This is a genomic window from Aquabacterium sp., from assembly GCF_035476535.1.
GTDB lineage: Bacteria > Pseudomonadota > Gammaproteobacteria > Burkholderiales > Burkholderiaceae_C > Pseudaquabacterium.
The window spans coordinates 1-25,213 of record NZ_DATILJ010000306.1 but is presented as its reverse complement, the minus strand read 5'-3'; the positions used below and the strand labels follow the sequence as shown (position 1 = coordinate 25,213).

The 25,213-nt window shown below is 70.1% G+C and carries 26 protein-coding genes and 1 pseudogene; 5 read left to right on the top strand and 22 right to left on the bottom strand.

The annotated features are described in order from the left end of the window. The 7 genes and pseudogenes from VLK61_RS29650 to VLK61_RS29620 all read right to left on the bottom strand — a co-directional run. Positions 1-396, bottom strand: a pseudogene (locus VLK61_RS29650) (hypothetical protein); the annotation flags it as partial. A gap of 11 nt (positions 397-407) precedes the next feature. Further along, positions 408-941, bottom strand: a complete 534-nt coding sequence (fae, locus tag VLK61_RS29645) for a formaldehyde-activating enzyme (protein WP_325426896.1) — start codon at positions 939-941, stop codon at positions 408-410. 34 nt (positions 942-975) lie between these two features. Further along, entirely contained in the window at positions 976-1,791 is an 816-nt protein-coding gene (locus tag VLK61_RS29640) for a formylmethanofuran dehydrogenase subunit C (protein WP_325426894.1), read from the bottom strand. Further along, complete coding sequence (gene fhcD / locus VLK61_RS29635) at positions 1,788-2,711, bottom strand: formylmethanofuran--tetrahydromethanopterin N-formyltransferase (protein WP_325426892.1); 924 nt, start codon at positions 2,709-2,711, stop codon at positions 1,788-1,790. The genes VLK61_RS29640 and fhcD overlap by 4 nt, the downstream gene beginning before the upstream one ends. Continuing rightward, positions 2,708-4,390, bottom strand: a complete 1,683-nt coding sequence (locus tag VLK61_RS29630) for a formylmethanofuran dehydrogenase subunit A (protein WP_325426890.1) — start codon at positions 4,388-4,390, stop codon at positions 2,708-2,710. The genes fhcD and VLK61_RS29630 overlap by 4 nt, the downstream gene beginning before the upstream one ends. Further along, a complete protein-coding gene (locus VLK61_RS29625) occupies positions 4,387-5,685 on the bottom strand; it encodes a formylmethanofuran dehydrogenase (RefSeq protein ID WP_325426889.1) in 1,299 nt (432 codons plus the stop codon). Before VLK61_RS29625 ends, VLK61_RS29630 begins: the two co-directional genes overlap by 4 nt. A 275-nt stretch (positions 5,686-5,960) precedes the next feature. Beyond that, complete coding sequence (locus VLK61_RS29620; RefSeq protein WP_325426887.1) at positions 5,961-6,674, bottom strand: HisA/HisF-related TIM barrel protein; 714 nt, start codon at positions 6,672-6,674, stop codon at positions 5,961-5,963. Between the two features lie 21 nt (positions 6,675-6,695). Here VLK61_RS29620 and VLK61_RS29615 point away from each other — a divergent pair, with 21 nt between their 5' ends. From VLK61_RS29615 to VLK61_RS29605, 3 genes are read left to right on the top strand one after another with little or no spacing between them, the layout of a single operon-like run. After that, entirely contained in the window at positions 6,696-7,727 is a 1,032-nt protein-coding gene (locus tag VLK61_RS29615) for an ATP-grasp domain-containing protein (RefSeq protein WP_325426885.1), read from the top strand. Further along, positions 7,714-8,850 (top strand): hydantoinase/oxoprolinase family protein, encoded by a 1,137-nt coding sequence (locus tag VLK61_RS29610; RefSeq protein WP_325426883.1) that lies wholly within the window; start codon positions 7,714-7,716, stop codon positions 8,848-8,850. The genes VLK61_RS29615 and VLK61_RS29610 overlap by 14 nt, the downstream gene beginning before the upstream one ends. Then, positions 8,850-9,446: an aspartate kinase gene (locus VLK61_RS29605; protein ID WP_325426881.1), complete on the top strand. Its 597-nt coding sequence runs from the start codon at positions 8,850-8,852 to the stop codon at positions 9,444-9,446. Before VLK61_RS29610 ends, VLK61_RS29605 begins: the two co-directional genes overlap by 1 nt. Here VLK61_RS29605 and VLK61_RS29600 read toward each other — a convergent pair. From VLK61_RS29600 to VLK61_RS29580, 5 genes are read right to left on the bottom strand one after another with little or no spacing between them, the layout of a single operon-like run. Further along, positions 9,443-10,138: a (5-formylfuran-3-yl)methyl phosphate synthase gene (locus VLK61_RS29600; protein WP_325426879.1), complete on the bottom strand. Its 696-nt coding sequence runs from the start codon at positions 10,136-10,138 to the stop codon at positions 9,443-9,445. The genes VLK61_RS29605 and VLK61_RS29600 overlap by 4 nt on opposite strands. Continuing rightward, on the bottom strand, positions 10,138-10,716 hold the full coding sequence (locus VLK61_RS29595; protein ID WP_325426877.1) for a DUF447 domain-containing protein: 579 nt from the start codon (positions 10,714-10,716) through the stop codon (positions 10,138-10,140). The genes VLK61_RS29600 and VLK61_RS29595 overlap by 1 nt, the downstream gene beginning before the upstream one ends. Positions 10,717-10,718: 2 nt before the next feature. Next, positions 10,719-12,119, bottom strand: a complete 1,401-nt coding sequence (locus VLK61_RS29590; RefSeq protein WP_325426875.1) for a DUF6513 domain-containing protein — start codon at positions 12,117-12,119, stop codon at positions 10,719-10,721. Next, positions 12,098-12,781: a flavoprotein gene (locus VLK61_RS29585; protein WP_325426873.1), complete on the bottom strand. Its 684-nt coding sequence runs from the start codon at positions 12,779-12,781 to the stop codon at positions 12,098-12,100. Before VLK61_RS29585 ends, VLK61_RS29590 begins: the two co-directional genes overlap by 22 nt. After that, the gene (locus tag VLK61_RS29580; protein ID WP_325426871.1) at positions 12,714-14,750 is read right to left on the bottom strand and encodes a sigma-54-dependent Fis family transcriptional regulator; all 2,037 of its coding nucleotides are present in this window, start codon (positions 14,748-14,750) and stop codon (positions 12,714-12,716) included. Before VLK61_RS29580 ends, VLK61_RS29585 begins: the two co-directional genes overlap by 68 nt. A 302-nt stretch (positions 14,751-15,052) precedes the next feature. Here VLK61_RS29580 and VLK61_RS29575 point away from each other — a divergent pair, with 302 nt between their 5' ends. Further along, positions 15,053-15,475 carry a dihydroneopterin aldolase gene (locus VLK61_RS29575; protein WP_325426898.1) on the top strand — a complete coding sequence of 141 codons (423 nt, stop codon included), beginning with the start codon at positions 15,053-15,055 and terminating at the stop codon, positions 15,473-15,475. Between the two features lie 118 nt (positions 15,476-15,593). Here VLK61_RS29575 and fae (VLK61_RS29570) read toward each other — a convergent pair whose 3' ends face one another. The 8 genes from fae (VLK61_RS29570) to VLK61_RS29535 all read right to left on the bottom strand — a co-directional run bounded on the left by fae (VLK61_RS29570) (position 15,594) and on the right by VLK61_RS29535 (position 22,920). Continuing rightward, positions 15,594-16,106 (bottom strand): formaldehyde-activating enzyme, encoded by a 513-nt coding sequence (gene fae, locus VLK61_RS29570; RefSeq protein ID WP_325426869.1) that lies wholly within the window; start codon positions 16,104-16,106, stop codon positions 15,594-15,596. Between the two features lie 96 nt (positions 16,107-16,202). Beyond that, positions 16,203-17,126, bottom strand: a complete 924-nt coding sequence (locus VLK61_RS29565; RefSeq protein ID WP_325426867.1) for a triphosphoribosyl-dephospho-CoA synthase — start codon at positions 17,124-17,126, stop codon at positions 16,203-16,205. A 58-nt stretch (positions 17,127-17,184) separates the two neighbouring features. After that, positions 17,185-18,138: an ATP-grasp domain-containing protein gene (locus VLK61_RS29560; RefSeq protein WP_325426865.1), complete on the bottom strand. Its 954-nt coding sequence runs from the start codon at positions 18,136-18,138 to the stop codon at positions 17,185-17,187. Further along, complete coding sequence (gene mch / locus VLK61_RS29555) at positions 18,138-19,142, bottom strand: methenyltetrahydromethanopterin cyclohydrolase (protein WP_325426863.1); 1,005 nt, start codon at positions 19,140-19,142, stop codon at positions 18,138-18,140. The genes VLK61_RS29560 and mch overlap by 1 nt, the downstream gene beginning before the upstream one ends. Further along, a complete protein-coding gene (locus tag VLK61_RS29550; RefSeq protein WP_325426861.1) occupies positions 19,139-20,305 on the bottom strand; it encodes an ATP-grasp domain-containing protein in 1,167 nt (388 codons plus the stop codon). Before VLK61_RS29550 ends, mch begins: the two co-directional genes overlap by 4 nt. 17 nt (positions 20,306-20,322) lie before the next feature. Further along, positions 20,323-21,252: an NAD(P)-dependent methylenetetrahydromethanopterin dehydrogenase gene (locus VLK61_RS29545; RefSeq protein ID WP_325426859.1), complete on the bottom strand. Its 930-nt coding sequence runs from the start codon at positions 21,250-21,252 to the stop codon at positions 20,323-20,325. A gap of 29 nt (positions 21,253-21,281) precedes the next feature. Continuing rightward, on the bottom strand, positions 21,282-22,310 hold the full coding sequence (locus tag VLK61_RS29540; protein WP_325426856.1) for a beta-ribofuranosylaminobenzene 5'-phosphate synthase family protein: 1,029 nt from the start codon (positions 22,308-22,310) through the stop codon (positions 21,282-21,284). A 220-nt stretch (positions 22,311-22,530) separates the two neighbouring features. Continuing rightward, complete coding sequence (locus VLK61_RS29535; protein ID WP_325426854.1) at positions 22,531-22,920, bottom strand: 4a-hydroxytetrahydrobiopterin dehydratase; 390 nt, start codon at positions 22,918-22,920, stop codon at positions 22,531-22,533. Positions 22,921-23,098: 178 nt separating this feature from the next. On the opposite strand from VLK61_RS29535, the gene VLK61_RS29530 reads away from it, so the two are divergent. Then, entirely contained in the window at positions 23,099-23,461 is a 363-nt protein-coding gene (locus VLK61_RS29530; RefSeq protein WP_325426852.1) for a hypothetical protein, read from the top strand. 14 nt (positions 23,462-23,475) lie between these two features. Here the strand turns inward: VLK61_RS29530 and VLK61_RS29525 are convergent, their stop codons facing one another. Both VLK61_RS29525 and VLK61_RS29520 read right to left on the bottom strand, forming a co-directional pair. Continuing rightward, positions 23,476-24,240, bottom strand: coding sequence for a metallophosphoesterase (locus tag VLK61_RS29525; protein WP_325426850.1), 765 nt, complete (start codon positions 24,238-24,240; stop codon positions 23,476-23,478). Then, entirely contained in the window at positions 24,237-24,788 is a 552-nt protein-coding gene (locus VLK61_RS29520; RefSeq protein WP_325426848.1) for a hemerythrin domain-containing protein, read from the bottom strand. The genes VLK61_RS29525 and VLK61_RS29520 overlap by 4 nt, the downstream gene beginning before the upstream one ends. Positions 24,789-25,213 lie beyond the last annotated feature (425 nt).

Genomic DNA, 25,213 nt, shown 5'->3' with positions numbered 1-25,213 from the left:
CACGCCGCAGGTGCCGGCGGGCACGGTGTCTTGCGCTTCGCGTTGCTGCAGCGCGGATTCCTGCTGCTCGCGCTGCTGCAGCCAGGCCGCCACCTCGCTTTCGCTGAGCCGGTCCAGCGTGCGAAACATCAGCACCCGCAGCGCCGGCCGGGCCTGCGGTGGCAACGGCGCATGGCCGGCCTTCAGCAGCTTGGCGCCCCATTCGTAGTCGGCCAGCAGCAGCGCGTGCAGGCCGGCGGCCTGATCGGCGTCGACCTGGGCCCAGACGCCATCCAGCGCCAGCGGATCGGTACAGCGGTGCTCGCGCACGAAGCCGGTGTAAAGCCGGCTCGCCGGCCGTTCGCGCGTCGCGGCGCGGTCGTCCAGCAGTGCGTAGCAGTCGTCGCGGCGGTCCACAGTCAGCCTCGTCAGCTCCAGTCGTCCATGTCGTGCTTGATCGTCTGGCGCTTGGCGATCAGTTCATCGACCGAGGGCTCGTTGTTCAGCGCACGCTGGATGGCCAGTTTGGTGGCCTCGTAGTTCGTGCGGTACATGTCCTTCTTGTCGAGATTGTCGTCCTTGGCGCAGCGGGGGTCGATCCACACCAGGCTGATGATGCACAGCTCGTTGGCCAGCTCACGCGGGATGATGCCCTCGATCAGGCAGTCGACCACCGCATCGGCGGTGGCGCTCTGCACCACGCCGCCGAAGAGGTCGATGTTGGCGACGTCTTTCAGCGTCACCTTCGGAACCATGATGGTCGCCGGGCGCACCAGCTGGTTGCAGGCGCGGATCGCGAACATCGCGGTATGGCCCTTGCTCTGCGCCATCATGTTGGCAAAGGCCTGGCCTACCGGACCATCGGTGCGGCCAATCAGGATCTCGGGCATCGCGTCGGTGAACTGGCCTTCCTTGGCGAAGACCGTCGCCTCTCCGGCGTGAAACACGTAGCTGGGATTCATTCAAACAACTCCTGGAACAAGAAATAGTCGACGATCAGCCGACGAAGATCAACTCGCCTTTGCCGCCGGTGCCGCGGTCGCCGAGGTGGCGCTGGATGCTGCGCTGCGGCAGGGCTTCGAAGGGCCCGCCGTGGCGGGACAGGTCGCGGGCCAGCAATTGCCAGAACACCGCGGCTTCCGCCCCGGCCGGCACAAAAGTGGGGGCCAGGTCCGCCGCCCCGGCGCCGGCCGACAGCACCACGCTGCCGCGGCGCATCGCGTAACCCACATGGGCACCTGCGGTGCCGCCCACGGCCACCGTGCCCGCCACCATGCGCGAGGCCAGGAAGTCGCCGACATCACCGAACACCAGCACGGTGCCGCGACGCATGCGGTCGGCCAGGCGATGGCCGGCGTTGCCCCTGACGATGAGGCTGCCGCCGCGCATGCCGTCGATGCTGCCAGGCAAGGTGCTGGCCGCGAAGTCGCCCACATCGCCGTCGATGCGCAGCGTGCCGCCGGCCATCTCGCAGGCGGCCAGCAGGCCGGCGTGGCCGCTGATGTGCAGCGTGCCGGCCGTCATGCAGCCGCCGGCGTAGTCGCCGACCGAACCGTCGACGCGCAACTGCCCGCCGGTCATCTGCCAGCCGATGCGGTCGAAGCGCGACAGCTCGCCTTCGAACAGCAGGCCCTCGTGCGAGCCGGCCTCGATGGTGAAGAACTCCGCCAGCGGCAGCCTGCCGTTGCCGTAGGCGACGGGCAGGCGCTCGATCTGGGCGGCGGAGAGTTCGGCCAGCGCCACCGGCGTGATGCCGCGCAGGTCAACACGCAGCGCCGGCGCTTGTTTCAGCTGCAGCCGCCAGCCGCTCATGCTGCACCCCCATCGAGCAGCTTGCGCAGGTGGAAGTGATAGGGCCCCAGCTTGCCGCCGTAGTTGCCGGCGGAGATGCGCAGCAAGCCGCCCGCCGCGCCGATGTCGATGCCGGCCGCCATGCCCACGCGCATCGCGTCGGCAACATCGGCTTCGGTCAGGCCGTCGATCACGATCTCCAGCACGCAGCGTGTCTCGGACGTCAGTTCGCTGCGCTCGACCAGGCCTTGCAAACTGGGGCAGAAGGCGTCGTTGGTCGACGCACTGAGTGCCGCGTACTTGCTGCCGACCTTGGAGCCGGAACGCACCACGCCGCCCGGGAAGGGCATGATGATGTTGGGCAGCCGGCGCATCGCCGCCACCGCGGCGCCGGCCACCGCCAGCGCGGTATCGGTGTCGCGGGCCAGCAGCAGCAGGTTGCCGCCACCGACCGCCTTGACCACGGCCGTGGTTTCCTGCACCACGAACTCGCCGTCCATCACCGGGATGCGCCAGTAGCGCATGCCGTTGATCATCTTGGAGATCTGCCAGCCGTCGCCGAAGAAGCGCAGGTTCTTGCCCAGCGCCACCGCCTCGCCTTCAGCGATGCCGGCGAAGGCAGCCGTGGTCGGGCAGGTCAGCACGCATTGGCCGATGCGGCGCTCCAGCTGCTTGGCCAGTTCCTTGCCGGACATCGAAAAGAACAGCAGGCTCTGGCCGGGCCGGCCGTCGGGGGTTTCATGTGGACCGAGTTCCCGTTCGATGCCCGCTTCACAACCGCAGGCGATCACCGAGGTGGCGAAGCCGGTGGCCGCCACCGCGGCATGCCGCGCCCATTCGAGGTTATGTGCGGTGACGATGACGCGCGTGGCCTTCATCGGAAAGGCTTCGGCGAAACCGTCGTCGATGGCCACACCATTGCGAACCAGCGCGTCACTCATGCGCTGGCCTCGAAGCACGCCGTCGGCAGCAGCCGCCCGCCGTTGCAGCACGAGCACAGTTCATCGTGTCCGATGGCGATGTGGTCGAAGTTCACCGAACCATGCCGCGCCAGGTGGCCGCGCAAGGTCTTCTCGATGCCGCGGTCGAACTCGGGCTCGACGAAATGCGTGCCGCCCACCGGCACGGCCGTGATGCGGCCGGCGCGCGCGACCAGCGTGCCGTCCTTGAACACGAACTCGGGCGTCGTGAACATGCGCTCGCGGTCGGCCTGTTCGCGATACACCGCCATGTCAGCGGCCGCGCCGGCGCCCAGGTGCCCGCGGTCGGCCAGGCCCAGCAGCCGGGCCGGGCCGGCGCGCGTCATGATCGCGATCTCCGACAGCGTCAGCTCGCGCGTGATCGAGCGCAGCGCGCAATGCGCCGCCACGTCGGGATGTAGTTTGGCGAGTTGCTCCTCGCGGAAGCTGCGGTCCATCAGCAGCTTGATCAGGTGCGGGTAGCTGGTGAACGGCCCGCCATTGGGATGGTCGGTGGTCAGCACCACCCGCCAGGGGTCGTCGACCAGCAGGAAGATCTCCAGCCCGATGGCCCACTGCAGCGCGTTCACGTAACTCTGCTCGCGGTAGCGGAAGGGCAGCACGCCGCAGCCGGCCTCGTTTTCGATGTCGGCACCGATCCACTTGCGCGGGTTGGCGAAGCCGGACTGCGCATGCTGGCGCATCGTGTCGCCCGAGGCGGTGACGGTCTGGCCGAACATGATCTGGCCGACATCGATGCTGATGTTCGGGTGCGCATTCACCGCCTGCGCCAATTGCAGCGCGGCGGACGAGAACTTCTTCGCGCCATCGGTGCCATAGGCATGGAACTGCACATGCGTCAGGTGGCCGGGCAGGCCGTCGAGCGCCTTGATGGTCTCCAGCGTCGACGCGATGTTGCCGGCCACGCCCAGGTTGCTGCCGTGGATGTGCAGCGGATGCGGCACGCCGAGTTCGCGCAGCGCGCGCGCCAGGGTCTGCACCACCTGCCGCGGCGTGACCTGCCAGTGGCAGTGCGCCTCGTCGACATCGAGCTTGCGCTGGTTGAACTTGAAGGCCGAGATGCCGCCGGGGTTCACCACCTTGACGCCCATCGCCTTGCTGGCGTGCAGCGTCCAGGCGGTGTAGTCGCGGATGCGCTCGAAGTCCCAGCCCTCGGCCAGCATCTGCAGGAACAGCTCGTCGTTGCCGAGCATCACGTAGGCGCCGTGGTCGAGGATCGGCGTGTCGCCCATCTCCATGTGGGTGTGGCGCGCGTTGCAGGCCATCATCGCCGGCTCGAAGGCCGCCGTGTAGCCCATCTCGACATAGCGGTAGCCTGTCGCCAGCGTGCCCGGCGTGCAGCCGCCGCAGGACGGCAGCTCCAGCGGGTTGTCGGGCAGCGCGATCGGATTGCCGTTGGCCCGGTGGTCTTCCGGCAGCAGCAGCCGCGCCAGGTTGACCTTGCCGCCGCCGATGTGCGTGTGCATGTCGATGCCGCCAGCCATCACCACGCAGCCCTGCACGTCGATGTGCTCGTCCACCGGCTCGTGCGCGGCCAGCGCGACGATGCGGCCGTCGCGCACGACGATGTCCCTTGGCTCGTCGTCCACGCCGTTGGCGGGATCGATCACGCGGCCGCCGCGCAGGCGGAACGTGGTCATGCCGGCACCCCCGCCCGCAAGACCTTCAGCGCCTGATTCAGGCGGCCCAGCACCTCGGGCGCACCGGGCAAAGCGTCCTGGTAGATCGGGAACAGCGGCAGCAGCACGCTGCCGTCGGTGCGGAACAGGTGGCCGGCGGAGCCGATGCCGGGTGTGGAGATGGGGATGAACACCGTGTCTGCGCCGGGCTTGCGCGGCGGCAATTGAAGGGTCGGATGGCCGAGCACTATGCGCGGTAGCGATGTGAGCGGCAGGGCCTGGCCGGCATCGAAGCCCGAGATCCACAGCAGGCTGTCCACCGCACCGTCGGCCAGCAGGCGCAGGGCATCGAAGCGCAGCGGGTCATGCTCCAGCCCCGCCGGCCCGGCGCGTGAACGCAGCGGCAGGCCGGACAGCCAGGTGAACACCTGGTTGACCGTGCCCGCGCCGTCACCGCCGCCGATCCACAGCACGGCCGCGCGCGAGCGGCGATTGAGCTCGGCCACCGTGCGATGCAGGCCCTCGATGATCAGCGCGCCCTGGGCCGGCAGCGCACTCGTCGCGCCGACCATCACGGCATAACGCGCTGCATGCAGGCGTGCCGCCAGCGCCACCAGGCCGGCCGGCGCGTCGCGCAGCGGCCGCCCCGCGACCAGCGCGCCCAGCAGTGCGACAGTCTCGAACAGGTCGTCGTGCAGCGGCACGGCCTCGGCCGTCACGCCGGCGATGCCCTCGAGCGCCGCCATGTCGGCCGCGCTGCCGCCCAGCACGACGACATGGCGCGCGGGCACGACGTCTTCCCCGACGCCGCAGCGCAGCAACAAACGCGGGGCCAGCGCGCTGTGCAGACCGCCGATGAAGACGATGAGGTCGGCGCGCGTGCGCACCTCGGCCAGCGTGGTGCTGTAGCCGCCGTGATCCTGCAGCGTGCGCAGGCCCTGCATCCAGGAGGCGCCTTGCGCGGCATCGCAGATGGCGCCGGTGTCGCAGGCCAGGCGGTACAGCGCCCGTGCACCGGCCACGTCGGTGCCCAGGCCGCCGAACAGGGGTTGCCGGCTGGCCGCGAGCAGGCGCGCGGCGGCGTCGATCGCGGTGTCCAGGCTGCAGGCCGCGCCGTTGAGCTGCGGCCCGGCCTGCGCCGGTGCAGCATTGAAGTTCGCCAGCGCGGCCTGCGCGCGCGGGCACTCGCCGCCCACCAAGGCCAGCGCGCCACCCGGCGCGGCCGCGTGCAGGCGCATGTCGTCACACAGCAAGGGGCAGAACGGACAGGTCCAGCCCGTTGTGGCGGGGCTGACAGGGGGGACGACAGTGCTCATGTTCGCGTCATCACGCAAGCGATGTGCCACTGCGGTCACCGCCGGCCCAACCCGCCCACCGCCCTACCAGGGCGTGCTGGGCGCTGCGCCGCGACCGCGGCCAAAACTGCAACACTATGTCGCGTTTCTGGCGGCGTCGGACCGCCGAACCCGGGTCCGAACGCCCAGCCGGGCGCTTGATTCGCATGATCTGCGCGATGGCACGAATCGTGATGCGCAGTCGCCATGCACTTGCCTTTCACCATCGCAGCGACCTCTCGCGAGGCTGGCGGGGCTCAGCGAATCCGGCGCGGCAGGCGCCCATCGTGCAAGGCGCTGGCCACCAGCCAGGCATCGGCGCCAGCCTGCTGCGCAGCGGCCAGGTCGGCCTCGTGGCGGATGCCGCCCGCGCCGATCAGCATCGCCCCGGGCGCTTTCGCGCGCAGTTCGCGCAGCGTGTCCAGGTCCGGGCCGGCGTCCGAGCCCACGCGTTCCAGCGTCATGACGATGACGCGCCGGGGCCACAGGTCCACCGCATCCCAGCAGCCGGCGGCATCCAGGCGCTGGCCGCCGCGCCGGTCCAGCGACAGCACACGGCCCGCCGAACCCGGCTGCAAGGGGTCGAAGCACTCGGCCAGCGCCGCGCGCGAGTGCAGGGATTCGCTGCCGAACACAAACACCACCCGGTCGGCCAGCGGCCCCAGTTGGCCGCGCAGCGACTCGGCGGCGGCCGCGTCGGCAAAGCCGGCATCCAGCCACAGCTGCAGATCCGGCAGGGCCTCCAGCAATGTGCGCAGCTGCGCCAGCTGGACCGGGCCGCCCTGCAGCGCGTCGAGGTCAGCCAGGTACAACTGCGAACTCGCGCAGTGCTCGCACAGCGTCTGCGCCACCGTCAGCAGATCACTGCCCTGGCACAGGCCGGAGACGATGGGCCGGTACGCCGAGCGATTGCCAGCCACCGCGCGGACCACTTGGCCCTGCAGCAGGTCAACAACGGGAATCAGGATCATGGTGAAGTCGGGGGATCGAAAGTGAAACGCGTGTTCGTCTACGAGTATCTCAGCGGCGGCGGGCTGCTCGATGCCGGCGCGTCCGCCGATGCGGATTTGCAGGCCCAGGGCCTGGCCATGCGCGACGCGGTGGTGGCCGACCTGCTGCGCACCGGCGAATGCACTGTCAGCACCGCCGCCGGCGCGCAGCTGCCCCCAGCTCCGTGGCCGGCCACGACGGTGACGCCTGGGACGGCGGAAGCGCCGATCGATTTCGTCGCGCGCCAGGCCGCGCGGCACGATGTGACCTGGGTGATCGCGCCGGAAACCGATGGCCTGCTCGAACAGTTCCAGGCGGTTGTGGCACCCGCGCGCTGGCTGGGCTGCGATGGCCCGGCCATCCGATTGACGTCGAGCAAGCAGGCCACGCTGCGGCGCCTGGCCGAGCGAGGCCTGGCCACGCCGCTGGCCTTTGCGCAGTCCGCCGGCATCACGCAGTGGGTCGTCAAGCCGGACGACGGTGCCGGCAGCCTGGCGACCCGCGTGCATGCCAGCTTCGCCGCAGCGCGCGAGGACTGGGCACGGCGCTCCCGCCGCGGCGCCGCGATCACGCTGGAGCCCTGGCTGCCCGGCGAAGCGCTCAGCGTCTCGCTGCTGTGCAGCGACGAGGGCAGCGAGCTGTTGTCGGTGAATCGCCAGCACATCACGATCGACGCGCAGGGCACGCTGGCCTATGCGGGGGTGTCGGTGAACATCTATCCGCCCAGCGACGCCCGGACCGTGGTGCTGCGCGCGCTGGCCGCGCAGGTGGTGGCCGCCCTCCCCGGGCTGCGCGGCTTCGTCGGCATCGACCTGGTCTGGCATGCGCAGCACGGGCCGGTGGTGATCGAAGTCAACCCGCGCCTGACCTGTGCCTATGCGGGCTTGTCGGCGGCGCTGGGCCGCAACCTGGCGGCCGAGATCCTGCAGCTGCACGCGCGTGCACACCCCTCCAGGAAATGGGGCTCCGGGGGACAGCCGGCCTCGGCCGGCCTGGGGTCGTTCACGAGGCACGCCGCCGATGCCAACGCGTGAGCGCACGCTCGTCGGCTGGGATGTCGGCGGCGCTCACCTCAAGGCCTGCCTGATGCGGGACGGCCAGGTGTTGGACGTGGCCCAATGGGCCTGCCCGCTCTGGCAAGGCCTGGACCAGCTGGACAGCGCGCTGCAGCAGGCTCGCCAGCGCTGGCCGCAGCTGGAGGCGGCCAAGCACGCGGTGACCATGACCGGCGAGATGGCCGACCTGTTCACCGACCGCGAGGACGGCGTCAGGCGCATCGCGCAGCAGCTGGCGCAAACGCTGCGGCCGCAACCCGGCGCGCTGCAGTTCTACGCCGGCGATGCTGGCTGGTGTGGCCTGGGCGAGGTGGCGCTGCATTGGCAGCAGATGGCCTCGGCCAATTGGCTGGCCACCGCGCAACATGCCGCGGCGCGCTTCGAGCACGGCGTGCTGATCGACATCGGCAGCACGACCACCGACCTGGTGGCCTTCAGCGGTGGCCGCGTCGCCTCCACCAGCCGCTCGGATGCGCAGCGCCTGGCCACCGGCGAACTGGTCTACCACGGCGTCGTGCGCACACCGCTGTGCGCACTGGCCCGCCGCATCGACTGGCGGCAGCAACAGCTCAACGTGATGAACGAGTTCTTTGCCACGGTGGCCGACGTCTACCGGCTGACCGGCGAACTCGACCCGGTGCACGACCTCTACCCCAGTGCCGACGGCATGGCCAAGGATCTGCCGGCGACGCGCCGCAGGCTGGCCCGCATGATCGGGCTGGACGAGCGCGACGGCACACCGGACGACTGGCTGACCTTCGCCCGCGCCTGGCGCAGCCAGCAGGTGGCCGAACTCGGCGGCCAGCTGCGCCGCGTGATGGCGCACATGACGGACCGGCACCGGGCGACCGGCGAGGCGGTGATCGTCAGCGCGGGCTGCGGTGATTTCCTGGTGGCCGATGTGCTGGCCCACGCCCTGGCTGCCGAAGCCGCGCCCGGGGCCGGCCGCGCGCCAGGCCCGTGGCAGCGGCGGGCCTACGGTGCGGACCTCGCCCGCATTGCCGACAGCGCCACCGGTGGCGCGGACACGGTCGCGGCCTGGGCCCAGGTGTGCGCACCTTGCGTCGCCGTGGCGACGCTGCTGGATGGAGCGCAACGCTGATGTGGATCGTCAAGCTCGGCGGCAGCCTGTGCGCGGACCCGGTGCTGGTGGAGTGGCTGGACCTGCTGGCCCAGCTCGGCGGCGGCCGTGTCACGGTGGTCTGCGGCGGCGGCAGCTTTGCCGACGAGGTGCGGCGCGTCCAGGCGCACTGGCAGTTCAACGACCTGGCGGCCCACAACATGGCCTTGCTGGCGATGGCGCAGGTGGCCTACCAGCTGCACGCGCTGAATCCGACGCTGCGGCTGACCACCAGCAAGACCGACATCCGCCGCGTGCTGCAGAAGGGCCAGCCGGCGCTGTGGCAGCCCTTCGAGCTGCAGCGCGACCAGCCCGACGCGCAGACGAACTGGGAGGTCACCTCCGACAGCATCGCGCTGGACCTGGCCCGCCGGCTGAATGCCGAGCGGCTGGTGATCGTGAAGTCCTGCGCCATCGATCCGCAGCAGACCTTGCCGCAGCTGTGCGAGGCCGGCGTCGTCGACCGGCGCTTTGGCGCGCTATCGGAGCACGCGCCGTTTCCGATCGAATTCCTGCACAAGACCGAGCTCGAGCGCATGCGAGCACTGCTGCTCGGGGATGTGCGGCAGCTCGGTTAGTCAGTAGCAGCCAAAATGCTCGGCCGCAGCGCAGCGGCCAGGCTGCGCAGGCGCAGAGGATCGAGTTCCGAGCCTCTGTCGCCTTGGCACACCGCCGTGCGGAAGCCTGCGAAATCAGCCTCCAGCGACAGCAGCGCCGGTGCATCGGCGGCGCGCAGGGCGCCGGCCAGGCCGACCATCACACCGGCCTCACGCACGCAGGCCACGAAGCGGCGCAAGGCTGCCGGCGGCACCGCGTCGAACAGGCTGCCGGCGTGTTTGTCGGCGGTGTCGGCCATGATGCCCGGGAAGCCCAGGCGGCAGGCATGGTCGAGTTGCGCGAAGTCGATGCCACGGTCGGCCAGGAACACCGGCACGATGGGCCAGCCGCACACGGCCAGCGCGTCCAGCACGGCGCTGGCCTGCGGCACGGGCTCGATGCCGACCTTCACGTAGTCCACCGCGCAGGCGCCGACGGCGTGCACCTGCGTCAGCAACTCCCTCGGGCTGTCCATCGGCAGATCGCCGATGGTCGCGCTCACCGGCAGCGTGATGCCCTGCTCGCGCAGCGCGGCGACGATGGCGCGGATGGTGGCCACCGGCAAGCCGCCCAGGGCGCCGGCGCGCGGCTCCTTCAGGTCGATGAAATCGGCCCCGCCGCGGGCGGCGATCAGGGCTTCGTCGACGCTGCGCACACTGACCAACAGACGCATCACGATTTCTCTTTCAATGAAGTACCGTGCTGCGCCACGGCCTCGGTGATCCAGCCCCAGGCTTCGTGCTCTTCCGGGCCTGCGGTCTTGTCGATGGCGATCTGCAGGTAGGCCATTTCACTGATCACCTTATCCGGCGGCAGCATGCGCAGGCGGCTGACCAGGATGGCGCCCTCGACAACAGCGGCCTGCGCCCGGTTGAAGCCGATGAAGGGCGCGTGGCTCACCGCGTGCACCCGCGCCATGTGCAGCACCGGTCGCTGCGCGTCGTCGCTTTGCTCGGCCAGGCGCAGCTCCAGGTGGCTGAGCGCGCAGGCCAGCCTGACGCCGGTGATCTTTTCCGCCGGCAGCAGCGGCCAGGTCTTGCGGCCGGTGACGCAGCCGGCGAACACGCGCGTATCGCTCAGCACATTCAGCACCGCGGCGCCGGTGGCCAGGATGTTGTCCAGCGTCGCCGAGGGCTTGAACGGCATCAGCACCACGCCGCCGTCCTGGTAGCGCACGCCCATCGGCGCCACATGCGGCCGGCCATCGGCCGACTGCGTGGTGATGACGGTCTCGAAGATCACATCGTTCATCGTCAGGCCGGGTTCGTGCCGGGCGTCTTGGTCATCGTGGTTCCCGGGGCGCACCACCGGCTCAGGTCTTCGGCCTGCCGTTCGGCGGCGCAGCCCCAGTCCAGCGGCTGGTCCTGCACATAGCGCTTGCCCAGGCGCCAGGCAATCTCTGCACGAGCAAGTTCCACGCCCATGTAGAAGGCATGCGCGGCGTCGTCGTCCAGCCGAAGCTGGGGCCACAGCGTGAAAGGGTCCTGGGCCAGCCGCAAGCCGTCGCGGTTGTAGACATGCAGGCCCTGCGGCGAGACCTGGACGCGGAAATTGCCGTCGCGCACCTGTGCCGCGGTGGCCTCGATCTCCGCCGGCGTATCGGGAAAGGGATGCTTGGCATGCACCGTCATCAAGGCATCGCTGATGCCCTTGGGCAGGCTGTTCAGCCGCGCCGCGGCATGCATGATGCGGCGCGCCCAATCGGCTTCGCGCACCGCGCGGCGGGCATGCTGGCTGACCTGGGTGGTCAGCACCGCCGACACCTTCAGCTCCGCCGCCATGCCGAACAGCACCGCGTTGATGCCGCTGGTGTCGGCCTCGGTCAGCTCGGTGACGTTGCCCACGCCCATCATGATCGGCACATCGGGGAAGCGTTCGCGCAGGCGGTGATAACGCACAATCGACGCGGTCAGGCCAAAGGGGATCGGGTCGAGGATGGGATCGGCCAGGAAGGCGCCGCCGCGCCGCTGCATGATCTCGATGGCCTCATGCAGCGAGGCCTCGTCGGCGGGTTCGCGCGGGATCAGGATCGGCGTCGAATCCACTTCGTCGGCGACCCACAGCGTGTCCAGGTTCAGGCTCAGCAGGTAGTCCGCCCCGGCCCGGCCGCCGCGCAACAGTTCCGCCGGATCCATCGAGTCGACGCTGACGGTGAAGCCTTCGCCCTTCAGCGCCTGCACGCTGTCGGCCAGGTGGTCGAAGCGGGTCTCGGGCAGGCCGCCCAGGTCGATGACATTCGCGCCATCGGCGGCGTAGCGCCGGGCCCGCTCGACGATGGCCTCCACCGTCAGCCGCGGGGCATCGACGATCTCGGCAAAGATCGCCACTTTGTAGGTGTCCAGGTCGATCGGCCGCGCCGCGCGGTCAAAGAAGCGCGGCAAGTCCTTCAGCTCCTCCGGGCCGCGCTGCACCGGCATGCCGAAGTGCTGCGTCAGCGCGTCCAGGTCGCCGCGGCAGCGGCCCGGCACGATGATGCGCTGCGCCTGCACCGGCAGCGCCACGCGGCGGCGGATCATGTCGGCCGTCATCAGTGCCGCCACCTGCAGGCCGATTTCTCGCACTTCCCAGGTGAACGGCGCCGCGTCGATGCCGGCGAGCACACGCTCCAGGTTCGGCTGGGCCAGCCGCCCGGTCAGGAAGACGATGTGTTCCATGCCAGTGACAACTCGTTCAGGCGCGCCGTAAGCGCGGCCTCCAGTTCGGTGGGCGAGCAGACGACCTGGCAGAAATCGATCTCGCGCAGCCGCTCGACATTGGCCAGTTCGATGCGGCGCGGCCGCAGCGTCACCCAGTCGTGCGGCGATTTGGTGACCACCACCGGTTCGGTGTCACACGCAAAGACGATGCCGGGGATGCCCAGCTTGCCGGCCTGGGCAAACATGTTGGTGGGCAGCGAATCGCTGATGCCGAAAGCGCACTTGGCCACCGTGTTGCTGGTGGCCGGCGCGACGACCACGGTGTGGTAGACGTCGTCGTACAGGCGGCCCACCGGCACGCCGCTGGCGGTGGTGTCGCGGTGCACGCGGAACTGCTTCTTCAGCGCGTCGATGCGCAGCTTGTACAGCGGCAGCACTTCTTCTGCGGCGCCGGACAGGAACAGGTCCACGTCCGGCAGCCGCGCGGCCAGCGCCATCGCCTCTTCGAGAAAATGCCCGGAGCCGGTGACACACCAGGCAAAGCGCGACCGGGGGGGTGACGGCGGTGAATCGAGCGCCGACCCGTCGCGGTCGTCGGCCGATTCCGGCGCATCACTCGGGATGCGAGATGTCGATGTGCAGCCGGTGGAGCTTGCGGTAGAGGGTGTTGCGGCTGACATCAAGGGCCTTGGCGACGTTGCTGACGTTCCATCGGTGCTGCTCGAGCATCTGCATCAGCACCTGTCGCTCGTTGGACTGGATCGGGTTGAGTTTGGGCAGGGTTGGCTTCTCGACGGCGGGCCCCTCCGCTGCAGCGGCTGCCGGTAGCCGCGCGAGCACAGCGTCGGCACCCAGCAGCGGCGGCGTCTGCCCGGTGGTCAGCGAAGGCAGGTGCTCGCGGGTGATGGTCTTGCCATCGGCCAGGGCCGCCGCGCTGCGCAGCACATGGCGCAGCTGGCGGATGTTGCCGGGCCAGCGGTGCTCCATCAGCAGGCGTTCGGCTTCGGCGCTGAGCGCAGCCTTGCCACCGGCTTCGGCCGTTAGCACGGCCATGATGATGTCGTGCCGATCGCTGCGCTCGCGCAGCGCCGGCAGTTGCAGCTCGATGCCGGCGAGCCGGTAATACAAGTCCTCGCGGAACTTGCCTTCCTGCACCAGCGTCGGCAGGTGCTGGTGGCTGGCGCTGATGAGCTGGAAGTCGACCGGCAAGGTTTCTTCGGTGCCCAGCGGCGTGACTTGGCGTTCATCGAGCACGCGCAGCAGGCGGGCCTGCAAGTCCAGCGGCATGTCGGCGATTTCGTCCAGGAACAAGGTGCCGCCATCGGCCTGCAGGATCTTGCCCCGGCGCCCGGTGCGCTGCGCACCGGTGAAAGCGCCGGCACGGTAGCCGAAGAGTTCGGACTCGATCAGCGTCTCGGGCAGGCTGGCGCAGTTGACGGCGACAAAGGCGCCGCCGGCGTGCGGGCTGGCTTCATGCACGGCGCGGGCAAAGACTTCCTTGCCGGAGCCGGTTTCGCCGCACAGCAGCACCGGCGTCTGGCGGGCGATGACGCGTCGCGCGGTTTCCAGGTGCGAAACGAACTGCGGATCCTTGAAGGTGCAGCCGGGCGTGACAGGCCGCGCCACGGGCAGCCGCGCGCGCGCCGGCGCGAGTGCCGGGTTGGCGACAGCGACGGCGGCCGCGGCGCCGCGATCGGCCACCATCAGGTCCGATGCGGGCCGGCGGGCCACCGCGAAGAAACGCAGCGCCGCGCCGGCGCGGTAGGTCACCACCGGATGGAAGGACGACGAGGTGCTGCGCACCAGCATGTCTTCGAGCGAACTCTGGAACAGGTCGTCGACCCGGCGCGAACGGATATCGTCCATCGACTGCAGGCCCAGCTGGAACAGCGCGCTGCGGTTGGCGGCGAGCACGCGCCCGTCGTCCGACACCGCCAGCTTGCCTTCGTGCAGCGTGTAGACGAACTCCGGGCGACTGTGGAAATGCAACGGATGGGCGTCGCGGAAGCGCAGGTCGATGAGCCGGTTCTCGATCATGCGCGCGGTCATGCCCAGCAGCACCAGCACATGCTGCTGCATCAGGCTGGAACGGCTGGTGACATCCAGCACCGCGGCGATTTCGCCGGACGGGTCGAACACCGGCACCGCCGAACAGGTGAGCTGGGTGAACAGGCTGAAGAAGTGGTCTTCACGGCGGATCGACACCGGGGCGCCGGCGGCCAGGCAGGTGCCCATGCCGTTGGTGCCGGCCTCGGTTTCGCTCCAGATGCCGCCGCATCGCAGGCCCAGCGGCGCCGCTTCGGCGGCGAACTCGGGCGACGACACCAGGTGCACGATGACGCCGTCGGTGTCGGTCAGCACCACCGCGGTTTCCAGGTCCGCCAGCTGCTGGTAGAGCGTGGTCATCTCATAGCGGGCGCAGTCGATCACGTCGGCGCGGCGCGCGCAGCGTTCTTCGAGCGAAGCCTGCGAGACGACGGCCGGGCCGCGCGGCTTGGAGGGATCGAGCCGGTACTCGTTGAGACAGCGGCCCCACGAGCGCATCAGCACATCGTTGCCGTGCTCATGCAGGCCGCTGCGCACGACCTCGAGCACACGCTCGGCGTGCCGGTCGACGCTGCGGCTGGAATCGAACAATGTCAGGGCCATGGGGTCCTCCGCAAGGCCAGCCCATGCCAGCCCCATCGAGGCCGCCATTCTGAAACTCGGGGTCCCGGCATGCACCCGGTTAAACACGGGTTGTGGGGACCCGCCGGAATCAACGCATTCACCAAGATCATTTACTTTCGCGCAGTGGCCCACATATTGCACTGCAGGGCCGCACAGCCGCCACGCTGACGCAGGCGCCGGGCGTGAACAACCCCACTGGAGACCCTTCTTTGAGCCAACTCATCCGCCATGTTCCCGGTTCTTCCCTGCCGCAGGCTGCCGAGCCGTCGGCCCCCCACGCGCTGGATGTCATCTTCATCGAAGGGTTTGTCGGCCAGACGGTTATCGGCATCCACGAGTCGGAGTTGCATCGCCCGCAGCCCGTGTGTATCGATCTGCAAGCGGGTCTGACGCGCTCGCGCGCCTGCGACACCGACCGCATCGGCGACACCATCGACTACGCCGCGGTCCGTGAGCGGCTGCACCGGCTGCTGGTGGAACACCGGCTGCAATTGCTGGAGGCCTTCGCGGAAACCGTGGCGGACATCCTGATCGCCGAATTCGGCGCGCGCTGGGTGCGAGTCAAGGTCACCAAGCCCAGGAAGTTCGACGATGTCGAGGCGGTGGGCGTGCAGATCGAGCGCGAGGCACCGGCCAGCCCCGGCCCGACATCCAACGCCACCTTGTACCTGCTGGCCAGCGGCATGGTGCCCCGCGAGCGCTGAGGACCCGGCTGAAAACGCAGCCAAAAACCGCGCCGCCGGGCGGCGGCTGCCACCCGGATCGGCGCGGAACAGTAGCACCCCACTCCGGGCCGGCTTCAGGCGAAGCCGGCCTGGTTCCTTACAGGTGAGCCGCAAACGGGTGAGCGGCCGTGCCCTTCTTGGCCACCACTTCGGCCGCCGTGGGCGAGCCGGCAACGGCGCGCTGGATCGATTCGCGCACCGCCTGGTAGTTGTAGTCCTGGATCTTCTTGTCGTCTTCGGCCAGCCAGTGGATGAAGACACCGACGCAGATGAAGAGGTTGTCGGCTTCGTCGACCGGGATGGTTCCGTCTTCGACCGAATCGGCAACCGCCATGGCCACGCCGCGCTGGGCCGGGCCGAACATCTGCACCGCCTGCTTGGCGCCCTTGATCGTGACCTTGTTGAACATCACGGTCGCCGGCTTGGTCAGCAGGTTGGGCGCCACCACCGCGAGCAGCGAGGTGAAGCCGTCCTTGTTGTTGGTGAGCGCGTTGGCAAACGCGGCTTCGGCGGGGCTGCCACGCGGCCCGATGATCAAGTCGATATGGGCGACCTCGTTGCCTTCACCGACGAGCGACTCGCCGACCATCATGCGATTGATTTTTGCCATGGTTGCTTGATCTCCTGAATACAGTTTTGGGTCGTGACGTGGCTGGCCGAGAGACCAGCTCGGTTCACGGATATCACGATCCGTGCCACGCCGGCGTCAACCGGATCCCGGGTCGCGGACGGGTTGCGCTGCCGGGGCCATCAGCCCCGCCAGCATCAGCGCCGCCACGGTCAAATCCGCCGTGGTGCCGGGATTGAGGCCCTCGGACTTGAGCCGCGCGTCCCAGGCTGCGAAGCTGGGGTCGGCATCCAGCGCCTCGCCGGCGCTGGCACGCACGCGCCAGGCCTGCGCCGACCTCATGACAGTGTGTGCCATCGCATCGCCGTGCTTTCGAACAATGTGTGAATCGGGCCAGCGGGCCAGGATCGTCAGGTACAGCCGCTGCACCGTTTGCACGGTCCGGCGCTCGGGCTCGGCCTGAAGCTCGGCCGGCAGGCCTGGCAGCCCGCCGCTGTCCGCCACGGTCTTCGCCACGGCCAGCAGGTCGGCAAAACCGTCGCGGTACTGGCGGGCGATGCTGTCGCGATCAGCCGCCAGGATCATCGCGTCGCGCAGGCCGACGCTGGGGCTGTCGTGCACGTCCTGCACCGCGGCCTCGCCCAGGCCACCGGGGTTGGCGGCGGCGATGGCACGGTAGGCGGCGTGGGCGTCCGCCAGATCCAGATCGATCAGCACCGATTCGACGGCCTGGCGCAGGTCGGGCCAGGTCGGGGGCTGCGGGAAGCGCTCGGCGGCCACCGCCAGCGGCGCGCACAGCAGCAGGATGCCCAGGTTGGTATTGCAGCCGGCCACCTGCCAGGAAGCGGCCTGGGCCGCCTCGATGCGTGCACCGACCCGCGCGCCGGGGGCCAGCAAAGGCCCCGCGGCGGCCTGCGCGCTGTGGATGAACAGTGCAGCCTGCATGCCATGCCCCGGCGACTGCAGGCTGACGTTGCCGGGCTTGCGCACGGCCACGTCCAGGGTGCAGGCGTGCAGGAACGCGGCCCGCAGCGCTTCGATCGGCCAGGTCGCCGCGTTCACTGGACTCCCCTTCGCACTGCGTGCTGCGGGATGAGCGCTTGGGAGCGGCCCGGCGCGCTCATGCGCAATACCCGGCGCCCTGTTCCGACGCCGAGCGCAAGCGGGCGAGCTTGCGGTCGATCAGGTCGTCGACGATGGCGCGCGCGATGTTGAAGCCGGTCACGCGCTGCAGGCCCTGCCAGGCCGCGACGCCGTTGACTTCGATCACCTGCGTCGCGGCGCCAGTGGCCGAGGGCACGAGGTCGATGCCGGCATAGTCCATGTCCAGCGCACGTGCGGCGCGTTCGGCCAGCTCGGCCAGCGCCGGCGTCAGCTCGGCCGCTTCGCAGCGGGCGCCCTGGGCGACGTTGTGGATCCAGTGCGTGCTGACGCGCCGCATCGCAGTGACGGCGCGGCCGCCGATCACCAGCACCCGCCAGTCGAAACCCGGCTCGCTGGTCGGCGGCACGAAGCGCTGGAGATAGGCCAGCGCGCCGTAGCCCGCGTCCAACGCCGGCAGCGGGTGGTGCACGCCGGCCACGTTGCCGACCAGTTGCAGACCCTTGCCTTGTGAGCCGAACAGCGGCTTGAGCACCAGCGCGTGCCCGGCCGCGCCTTCACGGATGGCGATGCGCTGCGCCTGCACCGCCGACTCGGTGGCCCAGGTCGGCGGCGTCGGGATGCCGGCGGCATGCAGCAGCAGGCTGGTCATGGACTTGTCGACGCTGCGCTCGATGGCGCGGGCGTCGTTGTAGACCGGCACGCCCAGTTCCCGCAGCGCATGCAGGATGCCCAGCCGCTTGGTCACCTGCTCGAAGCTGCCGCCGGCGATGCCGCGCACCAGCGCAGCGTCCGGCAGCTCACGGCCGAAGCCCGGGATGACGATGCCGTGCCAGGAGACGGTGGTGTCGATGTGGCAATCGGCCAGGTCGACGCAGTGGCCCACCGCGCCGCGGGCGCGCAGCGCGGCCTGCAGCTGGCGCGTGTGCCAGCCCTTCTCGTCGGTCATGATGGCCACGCGCAGGCCGGACATCAGGCCTCCTGCAGCCACAGCGATTGCAGCAGCGCCATGTCGGTGGCGCCGCCGCGCCAGGTGTTGCCACTGTCGAGGTTGCTGACCCAGACTTCGGCCGGCGCGAACAAGGCGCCGTCGATCTTGTAGAAGTCGTAAGCAGCTTCCTTGAAGATGTCGGCGAACGAGCGGCCGTAGTCGCGTGAATTGCGCGATGGCAGCCGTCGCGCCAAGTCACGCGCGGCGTCGTCGCTGCCGGTCACCGTCAGCTGCACCCGGCCGCCGTAGAGGATGGCGTCGTTGGTGCGCCCCATCGCCACCACGCCATCGGGGCTGGGCGCCGGCAAGGGCGCGGTGGCCGCGCCGTCGACGATGTCGGCCAGCGCGAAACCCAGTTCATGCGCCTTGTGCAGCGCCACTTCCAGCACACGCGCCACCACCTGCGTGGTGCCGGCCAGGCTGGTGGTGGGAGTGAGGACCAGCGTCAGGCCCGCCGGCGCCAGGCCGCAGTCGTGCAGCAGCTTGTCGATGATGATCTTCGGAGGCACGCGGTCCACTTCCAGCACCAGCACACCGGCCTCGGCGCGGTCGCGCACGCCGAGTTCGGTGAACAGCGTTTCCTTGCCCGCCAGCGCGCGCGCCGGCCCCGAGCCGAGCGAGAAGAACTTCTTGCCGCCGGTTTCCTCCTTGCTGGCCGCCAGGCTCCAGCCGGCGTACTGGCTGCCCAGGCAGGCCAGCACCGGCTGCGCGCTGGCCACGTCGACCCAGGTCGGCCAGGCCTGCGTGGTGTCGGCCCGCAGGCTCACGCGCCCGAGCCCGCCCATGCAGATCTCGCCGACCAGCAGGCCCGCCGCCACGCTGCCGCGCGGCACGATGCCGGCATCGACGATGCACACGCCGCTGGCGTCCCGCGCCACGCGCACATCCAGCGCATCGGCCTGCGCGAGCAGGCGCTGGACCAGCGGCTGCGCCAGCGCGTTCACGCTGAGCGCGCCGCCGCGCGGGGGGGAAGTTGTCTCGGTCATCCGGTCGTCTCCAATTCATTCAACACGTCGTCGCGGGCCGCTTGCAGGCGCGCTTTCACTTGCGCGCAGTGTGCCCCGCGGGCACTGACGCTGCATACCGGGTCGCCGGCCTCGAAGGCCGTGGCGGACCACGGCAGATCGTGCAGGTCCGGCCGCGCAGCCAGGCGCGCCACCGCGGCCACACCGAGCACCAGCGGACGCCGTGCGTACACGATGTCCAGGCCGCTCACGGCATCCGGAGCCGACAGGGTCTCGGGCTCCGGCAGCGGCCGCTGCGCCGGCAGCACGCCCTGCAGGCAGGCCTGCACATGCGCGCCCATCGCGCCCTGCGCCAGCCCGCGCGCATGGGCCCACAGTGTGGCCGGCGGCCGCGGGTTGACTTCGAGCACGGTGAAGCGCTCGCCATCCGGCGGATCACGCAGGAAGTCCAGGCTGCCGAGGCCGCACAGCGCAAACTCCGCCGCCAGCGCGCGCACCGTCGCCGTGACGGCCGCCGCCGTGGCCGGCGGCAGCGGCACCGGGCCGATGGCCCCGCCGTACACGTAGGGCCGCGAGCCGATGCGCCGCACCAGCAGTTCGTTGAAACCGAGCACGACAGCGTCCCGCCCATTGGCCAGGAAGGTGGCCGACATCGGCGTGCCCGCCAGCTCACGCTGGAAGTAGTGATGCGCCGGGACGGATGTGCCGCCGTGTTGCGGCGCATGCCGGATGTGCCAGCCGCCGGAGCCCAGCGCGCTCTTCAGCAGCCAGCCGCGGCTGTCGGTCGGCGGCAAGGCCTGCGTCTCGGGATGCGCGATGCGCTGCGCAGCGAGGAAGCCGAAGAACGCATCCGGCTCGCGCACGCGCCGCACCGCGGGCGGCGCCGTGCCCAGCAGCGGCAGCACGGCAGCACCCTGCGCCAGCAGCTCGGGCAGGCCCTCGAAGCCGCCGCCCGGCACCCAGCCCATCACGTCGCCACGCGCCGCCAGCGCGTGCAGCGCGCTCAGCACGCGCGGCGCGTCGATGCGCAGCGCGGCCGGGTCGCCGATGGGCAGCCACTGCGCGGCCGCGCGCCGCGTGTCCTGGTCGCCGAACAGGTCGAGCGCGATGACGCTGAAGCCATCCGTCGCCGCGGCCTCGGCCATCATCCTGGCGGACAGCGCCGCGACGGCGAGCACGGGCATGGCGCCGCTCAGGCCATTCAGCCCTGAGGCGACGGGCTGGGCTCGGCCTCTCCGGCAAGGAACGCGCGGGCGGTGGCAAAGGCCTGCGGGAAGCTCAGCACCACGGCTTTGTCCGCACCGCGCATCTGCAGCAGCAGGCGGTGCTGGGTCTGGTATTTCACGTTGCCCACCGCGAGCGCGCCGATGCCGACAGCGCCGGTGCCGGTCAGCGGCACGCCGTCGTCCATCACGCCGACGCCGGCCACGCCTTCCGGCGGCACCGCATTCACGTCGGCCGCCACCTTCAGGCGCTTGGCGAATACCAGGTCGTCGGCGGAGACCACCTGCACGCCGGCGGCGGCGCAGGCCAGCACCACGTCGGCATCGGCCAGCGAGGCCCGCACGGCGTCGCGGCCGCCGCCCGAAACGCCGTGCATCTCGACCTGGAAGCGCGTGCCGGTTTCGCGTGCCGCGGCCTCGGCGGCTGCCTGGCCTTCGCGGCTGGACAGGAAGACCTGGGCACCGCACTGCGCGGCCAGCACGCCCGCCACGCGCCCGACCGGGCCGGTACCGCCCAGCACCAGCACCCGCAGTCCGGCCAAGCCCTGGTGGTGCTGGCGCTGCAAGGCGGCCTCGACGCAGGCCACCATCGCAGCCGCGGTGGTGTAGGCGCCGCTCGGGTCGGCCATCAGCGAGACGATGAAGGGCGCGACCATCGCCGATTCGGCGCGCTGCAGCATGTCCGCCGCCAGCATGGCATTGCGGCCGCCGATGAAGATGCCGGTGCGCGCCACGCCCTTGGGGCCGCGCGAGAAGATCGCGTCCTGGGTCAGGCCGCCGATCGCGTCGATGCCGATATCGCAGTAGGGCACGAGGATCTGGTAGCCCGCGTCGGCCGCCATGTTGACGTCGAACGGGCTCATCTGCCGCCCGGGCGTGAACATGTGAAGGATGTAGGGGCGTTCCATGAAGGTCTTTCGTGTCAATGCGGAAGTCATCACACCAGCGTAGCACCCCGGTTGCGCGCGCCGACGATGCGCACGACCAGCGCGGGATCGATCAGGCCGGCCTCCTGTGCCGCGTCGATCCTGGCCTCCGCCTGGGCCTGGGACGGCAGGATCGCAAAACCCGTCGGACCCCAGGAACTCTGGCCGATCGCGGCGCCCGGCGCCACGGCCCTGTCGGCCTGCGACGAGGCCCGGTCGTCGGCGACCGCGGCTTGTCCCAGCCACTGCACCAGCCGCGCGACGGCGGGGCTGGCATAGGCGCAGCCGCCCTGCGCCGGCGCGAAATGATCGCCCAGCACCTGCTGCATGCGGGTGACCCCGGCGGCGAACAGGCCGAAATCGGCGGCGGCCGCACCGGGCAGCACGCGCATCAGCACCTGGTGGCAGACATCGGCCGCGGCCGCCTGCGACAAGGGCGCCAGCGTGGCCAGGGCCCGCCGTTCATCGCCGCCCGACAGGCCGCGATGCCGCTTGTCCTGCACGACGACGATGCGCCAGCTCTGCGGCATTTCCAGCCGCGCCAGCAAGGGCGCCGGGCTGCCGTCCGCGCCCGGGCCACCGTCGACCAGCAGCCCGCCCTGGTCGAAGCCGGCAATGCCGATGCCCGAGCGCAGGCCGCGGCCCAGCCAGCGCGCCAGCGTGGCGGTGCTCACGTCCAGCCCATGCCACAGCGCAAACGCGCGCCCGACGGCCAGCGCCAGCTGCGTGCCGGAGCCAAAGCCGGCATGGGGCTGCAGCACATGCTGCAGCCGCAGCTGCAGCGGCTCGTGGCAGCCACTGTGCTGGCGCAGCGCGTGCAGGTAGCCGCTGGCGCGCTCGACCTCTTCGCTGGCGGCGGGATTGGCGGGCAGCACCGCGTCCTGCCGCGCAGCCGACAGTTCAACCTGGGTGGCGAAGCCCTCGATGACCAGGCCCACGCTGCCGAAGCGCCGGCCCAGCGAACCCGCCGGGTCCAGGAAGCCGAGGTGCAATCGGCCCGGCGCATGCACGGCGACCACGCTGTCGGGGTCAGCGCGCATCCAGCGAGTCGGCAGTGAAGTGGAAGGCCATGTGGTCGATGTCATGGAGACCCTGCGGCAGGAGACAGCCATGGATAGCAAACATCGTTCCCCCTGAAAAGCATGCGTCGCCGCCCGCGAGCACGGCAGCCCGCCGCGCCGATGTACCGCTGGAGGCACAGTCTGTGTCACGCGGCAGCCTCGGGGCGGGCTGCCGCGGCGGCGTTCGCTCGCAGGCGGTTCAGTCGTACTTGAGGTACTTGAAGCGTGGATCGTCGGGCGTGCCTTCCAGCGCCGAGCCCTCGACGGCCTGCGGCCGCCACATCACCACCGCTTCGATCTGCCGGGCCAGCTCGAAGTCCTTGTGGGTGATGCCCTTGGCGGCATGGTTCATCAGCTTCACCGTCACGAACGCATAAGACACCGTCAGATCAGGGTGATGCCAGGCGGCCTCGGCCAGGTGCCCCACGGTGTTGACGACCATCAGCGTCGCTTTCCAGCCGCTGGTCTTGTACTTGCGGCGGATCCAGCCGTCCTCGAAGTACCACTGGGGCAACTCGTCCTTGAGGCGGGCGTCGATCTCTTCCGGCGTGTACACCTCGTCCACTGTCTTCTTGCGCCATTGGGTCATGATCTTGCTCCTTCGCAACGGCCGCGCCACCGGGCTCGGTCACGAGGGCATTGTCAACCTCGGCAGGACGCGATGCTCGCCGGCTGGCTCGCCCCCTTCTTGCGCCACGGATTCATCAACGACGCTGCTGCGCGCCGGCCCCATCCGCGGCGTCCTGCGCTTGGCGACAGAATGCGGCATGAGCCAGCCGCAGGACGCGCACGACGCGCAGGACACTGTCGAGTACATCCCGTTCGAAGAATTCCGCAACGGGCTGCCGCACGGACGCTTTCGGGTCATCGTCAACCCCACGCTGGCCGCGCCTTTCGTGGCCCATCGCACGCACGCCACGCAGCTGGCGCTGGCCCTGATCGGCCCGGGCATCGCCGCGGCGCTCGTCGGCCACCCGTGGATCGGCGGGCTGCTGGTGGCGGCCGGCATCCTGTTGCGGCGGGCCGTCAAGACCCAGGCGCCGCGCATCCTGCTGCACCTGGCGACGCGCGTGCCATCGGTCTACGCACAGGCCACCGAGCAGGGCGTGATGGAAGTGCTCCGGGCCTGATAGGGGCCTGGCGGCTAAACCACCTCGACGATGAGATCCGGATCGAAACGCGCGTTCTCGATGACACCCGCCCGGCTGTAGCCCCGCGGATTGCAGACGACGCGGGTGCCGTTGACGCGGTAGTCGAAGCTGTCATGGGTGTGCCCATGAATCCACAGCGCGGCCCGGTGCGCACCCAGCAGGCGCTCCGCGTCGGAGACGAAGCAGGCGTTCAGCAGCGAATCGGCGAAGCGCGGGTGAATGCTGCGCGGCGACGGCGCATGGTGGGTGATCACCACGGTGGGCCCGTCGTGCTGCGTGGCCAGCCGCTCCGCCAGCCAGCGCGCATGGCGCTCGAACAGCTGCACTGAATCGGCCGGCGTGAACAAGGCGTCGGACGCCTCGTGCCGGCGGATGCGGCTGAAGTCCCGCAGCAGACGCTGCGCCTCGGCCACGGCCGCCGCGCGACGCTCAGGCGCGTCGAAGAGGCCGAAGTCGGTCCACAGCGTGCTGCCGACAAAGCGCACCGGGCCGATGTGGACCTCGCTGTCGTCCAGGACCTGCACCCGCGTGCCGGCGCACAGGCGCTTCATCTCGGCGGCGGTGCCCTCCACGCTGCCGCCATAGAACTCGTGGTTGCCCAGCACGTAGAGCACGGGCTTGTCCAGGCCCAGCGCCCACGCCACGGCTTCAGCCGGCCGCGCGATGTCGCCCGCCAGCACCACCACATCGGCATCGTTCACCGGCCGCGCCATCCCGGCGAAGCCGAGGTGCAGGTCGGACAGGATGTTGAGCTTCACGAGCCAGGCCCCAGGCCCCGCCGCGCGCGCATCGCGAGGCCGATGCGATCGAGTTCGGCATCCGACAGCAGACGCGCCGCCATGGGCAGCAGTTCCTCTTCCTCGCGGGCCATGTGCCGTGCATACAGGCCGGTGAAGGCAGACACCGAGGCCGGATCCAGGACAGCCGCACGGCCCGCCGCAAGCTCGTCGAGCACCTGGCGCAGCGCGTGCCAGTGCGATTCGAGCTCACGATGCTCCCGCGTCAGCGCCGCTGTCATCTCGCGCAGGCAGACCGCATCGGAGCCGGCCATCGATTCGATCAAGGCCGGGAACAGATCAACTTCCTCGTCGGCATGGTGATGCCGGGCCGCGGTGTCGAAATAGCGCATCACGGCGCTTGCCGCCGCCTGCGCATCCGCATCCGCACCCTGCACCAGCAGGTGCGGCACCAGACGCTGCAGCGTGGCGCATTGGCCTTCAATGCGCTGGTGGCAGGCCGCCAGCATCTCCAGCGGCACTTCCAGACCGACGGCAGGGGCACGGTGGCCGGGGATCTCGAGTTTCATGGCTGGCGCGATTCTGCGCGCAGGCACGAGTGCCTGCAATACGGCGGCGGATTCAGCTGCAGGCCGCGATCGTGAAAGTGCCGACAACGTCTGAAATACGCGGCAGGCGTGATGCGCAGACCTGGTGGCGTCACCGGCAGCCAGGACGGTCGTTCACGCGCGAGAAGGTGTTGAGGGGCGCGCCAATGGCGTTGGATTGGGCTTGGCAGGGGGTCGATCGAAAGCCTCGCGTTCCGTTCCTGCCTTTCGAGACGTGCGGAAGCAGTCGGTTGTCTACCTCAGGGTCCGGCCCATTGCGGTCGTTCGGTTGTTGTTCTGAGAGCCGACATTCGATTGTTGAGTCCTGCGGAGTGGCCGGGATTCCGCCCCGGCGGGCGGGTAACTTCTTTCTGCTGGCTCAGAAAGAAGTCACCAAGAAAGAGAGC

Excerpts from the sequence above, each read along its gene's own strand:
- fae (WP_325426896.1), bottom strand. The coding sequence starts at position 941 with ATGAATCCCAGCTACGTGTTTCACGCCGGAGAGGCGACGGTCTTCGCC.
- VLK61_RS29585 (WP_325426873.1), bottom strand. The coding sequence starts at position 12,781 with ATGTCAGCCGCAACACCCTCTACCGCAAGCTCCACCGGCTGCACATCG.
- VLK61_RS29600 (WP_325426879.1), bottom strand. The coding sequence starts at position 10,138 with ATGCGTCTGTTGGTCAGTGTGCGCAGCGTCGACGAAGCCCTGATCGCC.
- VLK61_RS29530 (WP_325426852.1), top strand. The coding sequence starts at position 23,099 with ATGAGCCAGCCGCAGGACGCGCACGACGCGCAGGACACTGTCGAGTAC.
- mch (WP_325426863.1), bottom strand. The coding sequence starts at position 19,142 with ATGACCGAGACAACTTCCCCCCCGCGCGGCGGCGCGCTCAGCGTGAAC.
- VLK61_RS29550 (WP_325426861.1), bottom strand. The coding sequence starts at position 20,305 with ATGCCCGTGCTCGCCGTCGCGGCGCTGTCCGCCAGGATGATGGCCGAG.
- VLK61_RS29610 (WP_325426883.1), top strand. The coding sequence starts at position 7,714 with ATGCCAACGCGTGAGCGCACGCTCGTCGGCTGGGATGTCGGCGGCGCT.
- fhcD (WP_325426892.1), bottom strand. The coding sequence starts at position 2,711 with ATGAGTGACGCGCTGGTTCGCAATGGTGTGGCCATCGACGACGGTTTC.
- VLK61_RS29625 (WP_325426889.1), bottom strand. The coding sequence starts at position 5,685 with ATGAGCACTGTCGTCCCCCCTGTCAGCCCCGCCACAACGGGCTGGACC.
- VLK61_RS29535 (WP_325426854.1), bottom strand. The coding sequence starts at position 22,920 with ATGACCCAATGGCGCAAGAAGACAGTGGACGAGGTGTACACGCCGGAA.
- fae (WP_325426869.1), bottom strand. The coding sequence starts at position 16,106 with ATGGCAAAAATCAATCGCATGATGGTCGGCGAGTCGCTCGTCGGTGAA.
- VLK61_RS29590 (WP_325426875.1), bottom strand. The coding sequence starts at position 12,119 with ATGGAACACATCGTCTTCCTGACCGGGCGGCTGGCCCAGCCGAACCTG.
- VLK61_RS29580 (WP_325426871.1), bottom strand. The coding sequence starts at position 14,750 with ATGGCCCTGACATTGTTCGATTCCAGCCGCAGCGTCGACCGGCACGCC.
- VLK61_RS29630 (WP_325426890.1), bottom strand. The coding sequence starts at position 4,390 with ATGACCACGTTCCGCCTGCGCGGCGGCCGCGTGATCGATCCCGCCAAC.
- VLK61_RS29545 (WP_325426859.1), bottom strand. The coding sequence starts at position 21,252 with ATGGAACGCCCCTACATCCTTCACATGTTCACGCCCGGGCGGCAGATG.
- VLK61_RS29640 (WP_325426894.1), bottom strand. The coding sequence starts at position 1,791 with ATGAGCGGCTGGCGGCTGCAGCTGAAACAAGCGCCGGCGCTGCGTGTT.
- VLK61_RS29620 (WP_325426887.1), bottom strand. The coding sequence starts at position 6,674 with ATGATCCTGATTCCCGTTGTTGACCTGCTGCAGGGCCAAGTGGTCCGC.
- VLK61_RS29520 (WP_325426848.1), bottom strand. The coding sequence starts at position 24,788 with ATGAAACTCGAGATCCCCGGCCACCGTGCCCCTGCCGTCGGTCTGGAA.
- VLK61_RS29560 (WP_325426865.1), bottom strand. The coding sequence starts at position 18,138 with ATGTCCGGCCTGCGCGTGGCCATCATGACCGACGAGAAGGGCTGGCAC.
- VLK61_RS29540 (WP_325426856.1), bottom strand. The coding sequence starts at position 22,310 with ATGCGCGCTGACCCCGACAGCGTGGTCGCCGTGCATGCGCCGGGCCGA.
- VLK61_RS29595 (WP_325426877.1), bottom strand. The coding sequence starts at position 10,716 with ATGAACGATGTGATCTTCGAGACCGTCATCACCACGCAGTCGGCCGAT.
- VLK61_RS29605 (WP_325426881.1), top strand. The coding sequence starts at position 8,850 with ATGTGGATCGTCAAGCTCGGCGGCAGCCTGTGCGCGGACCCGGTGCTG.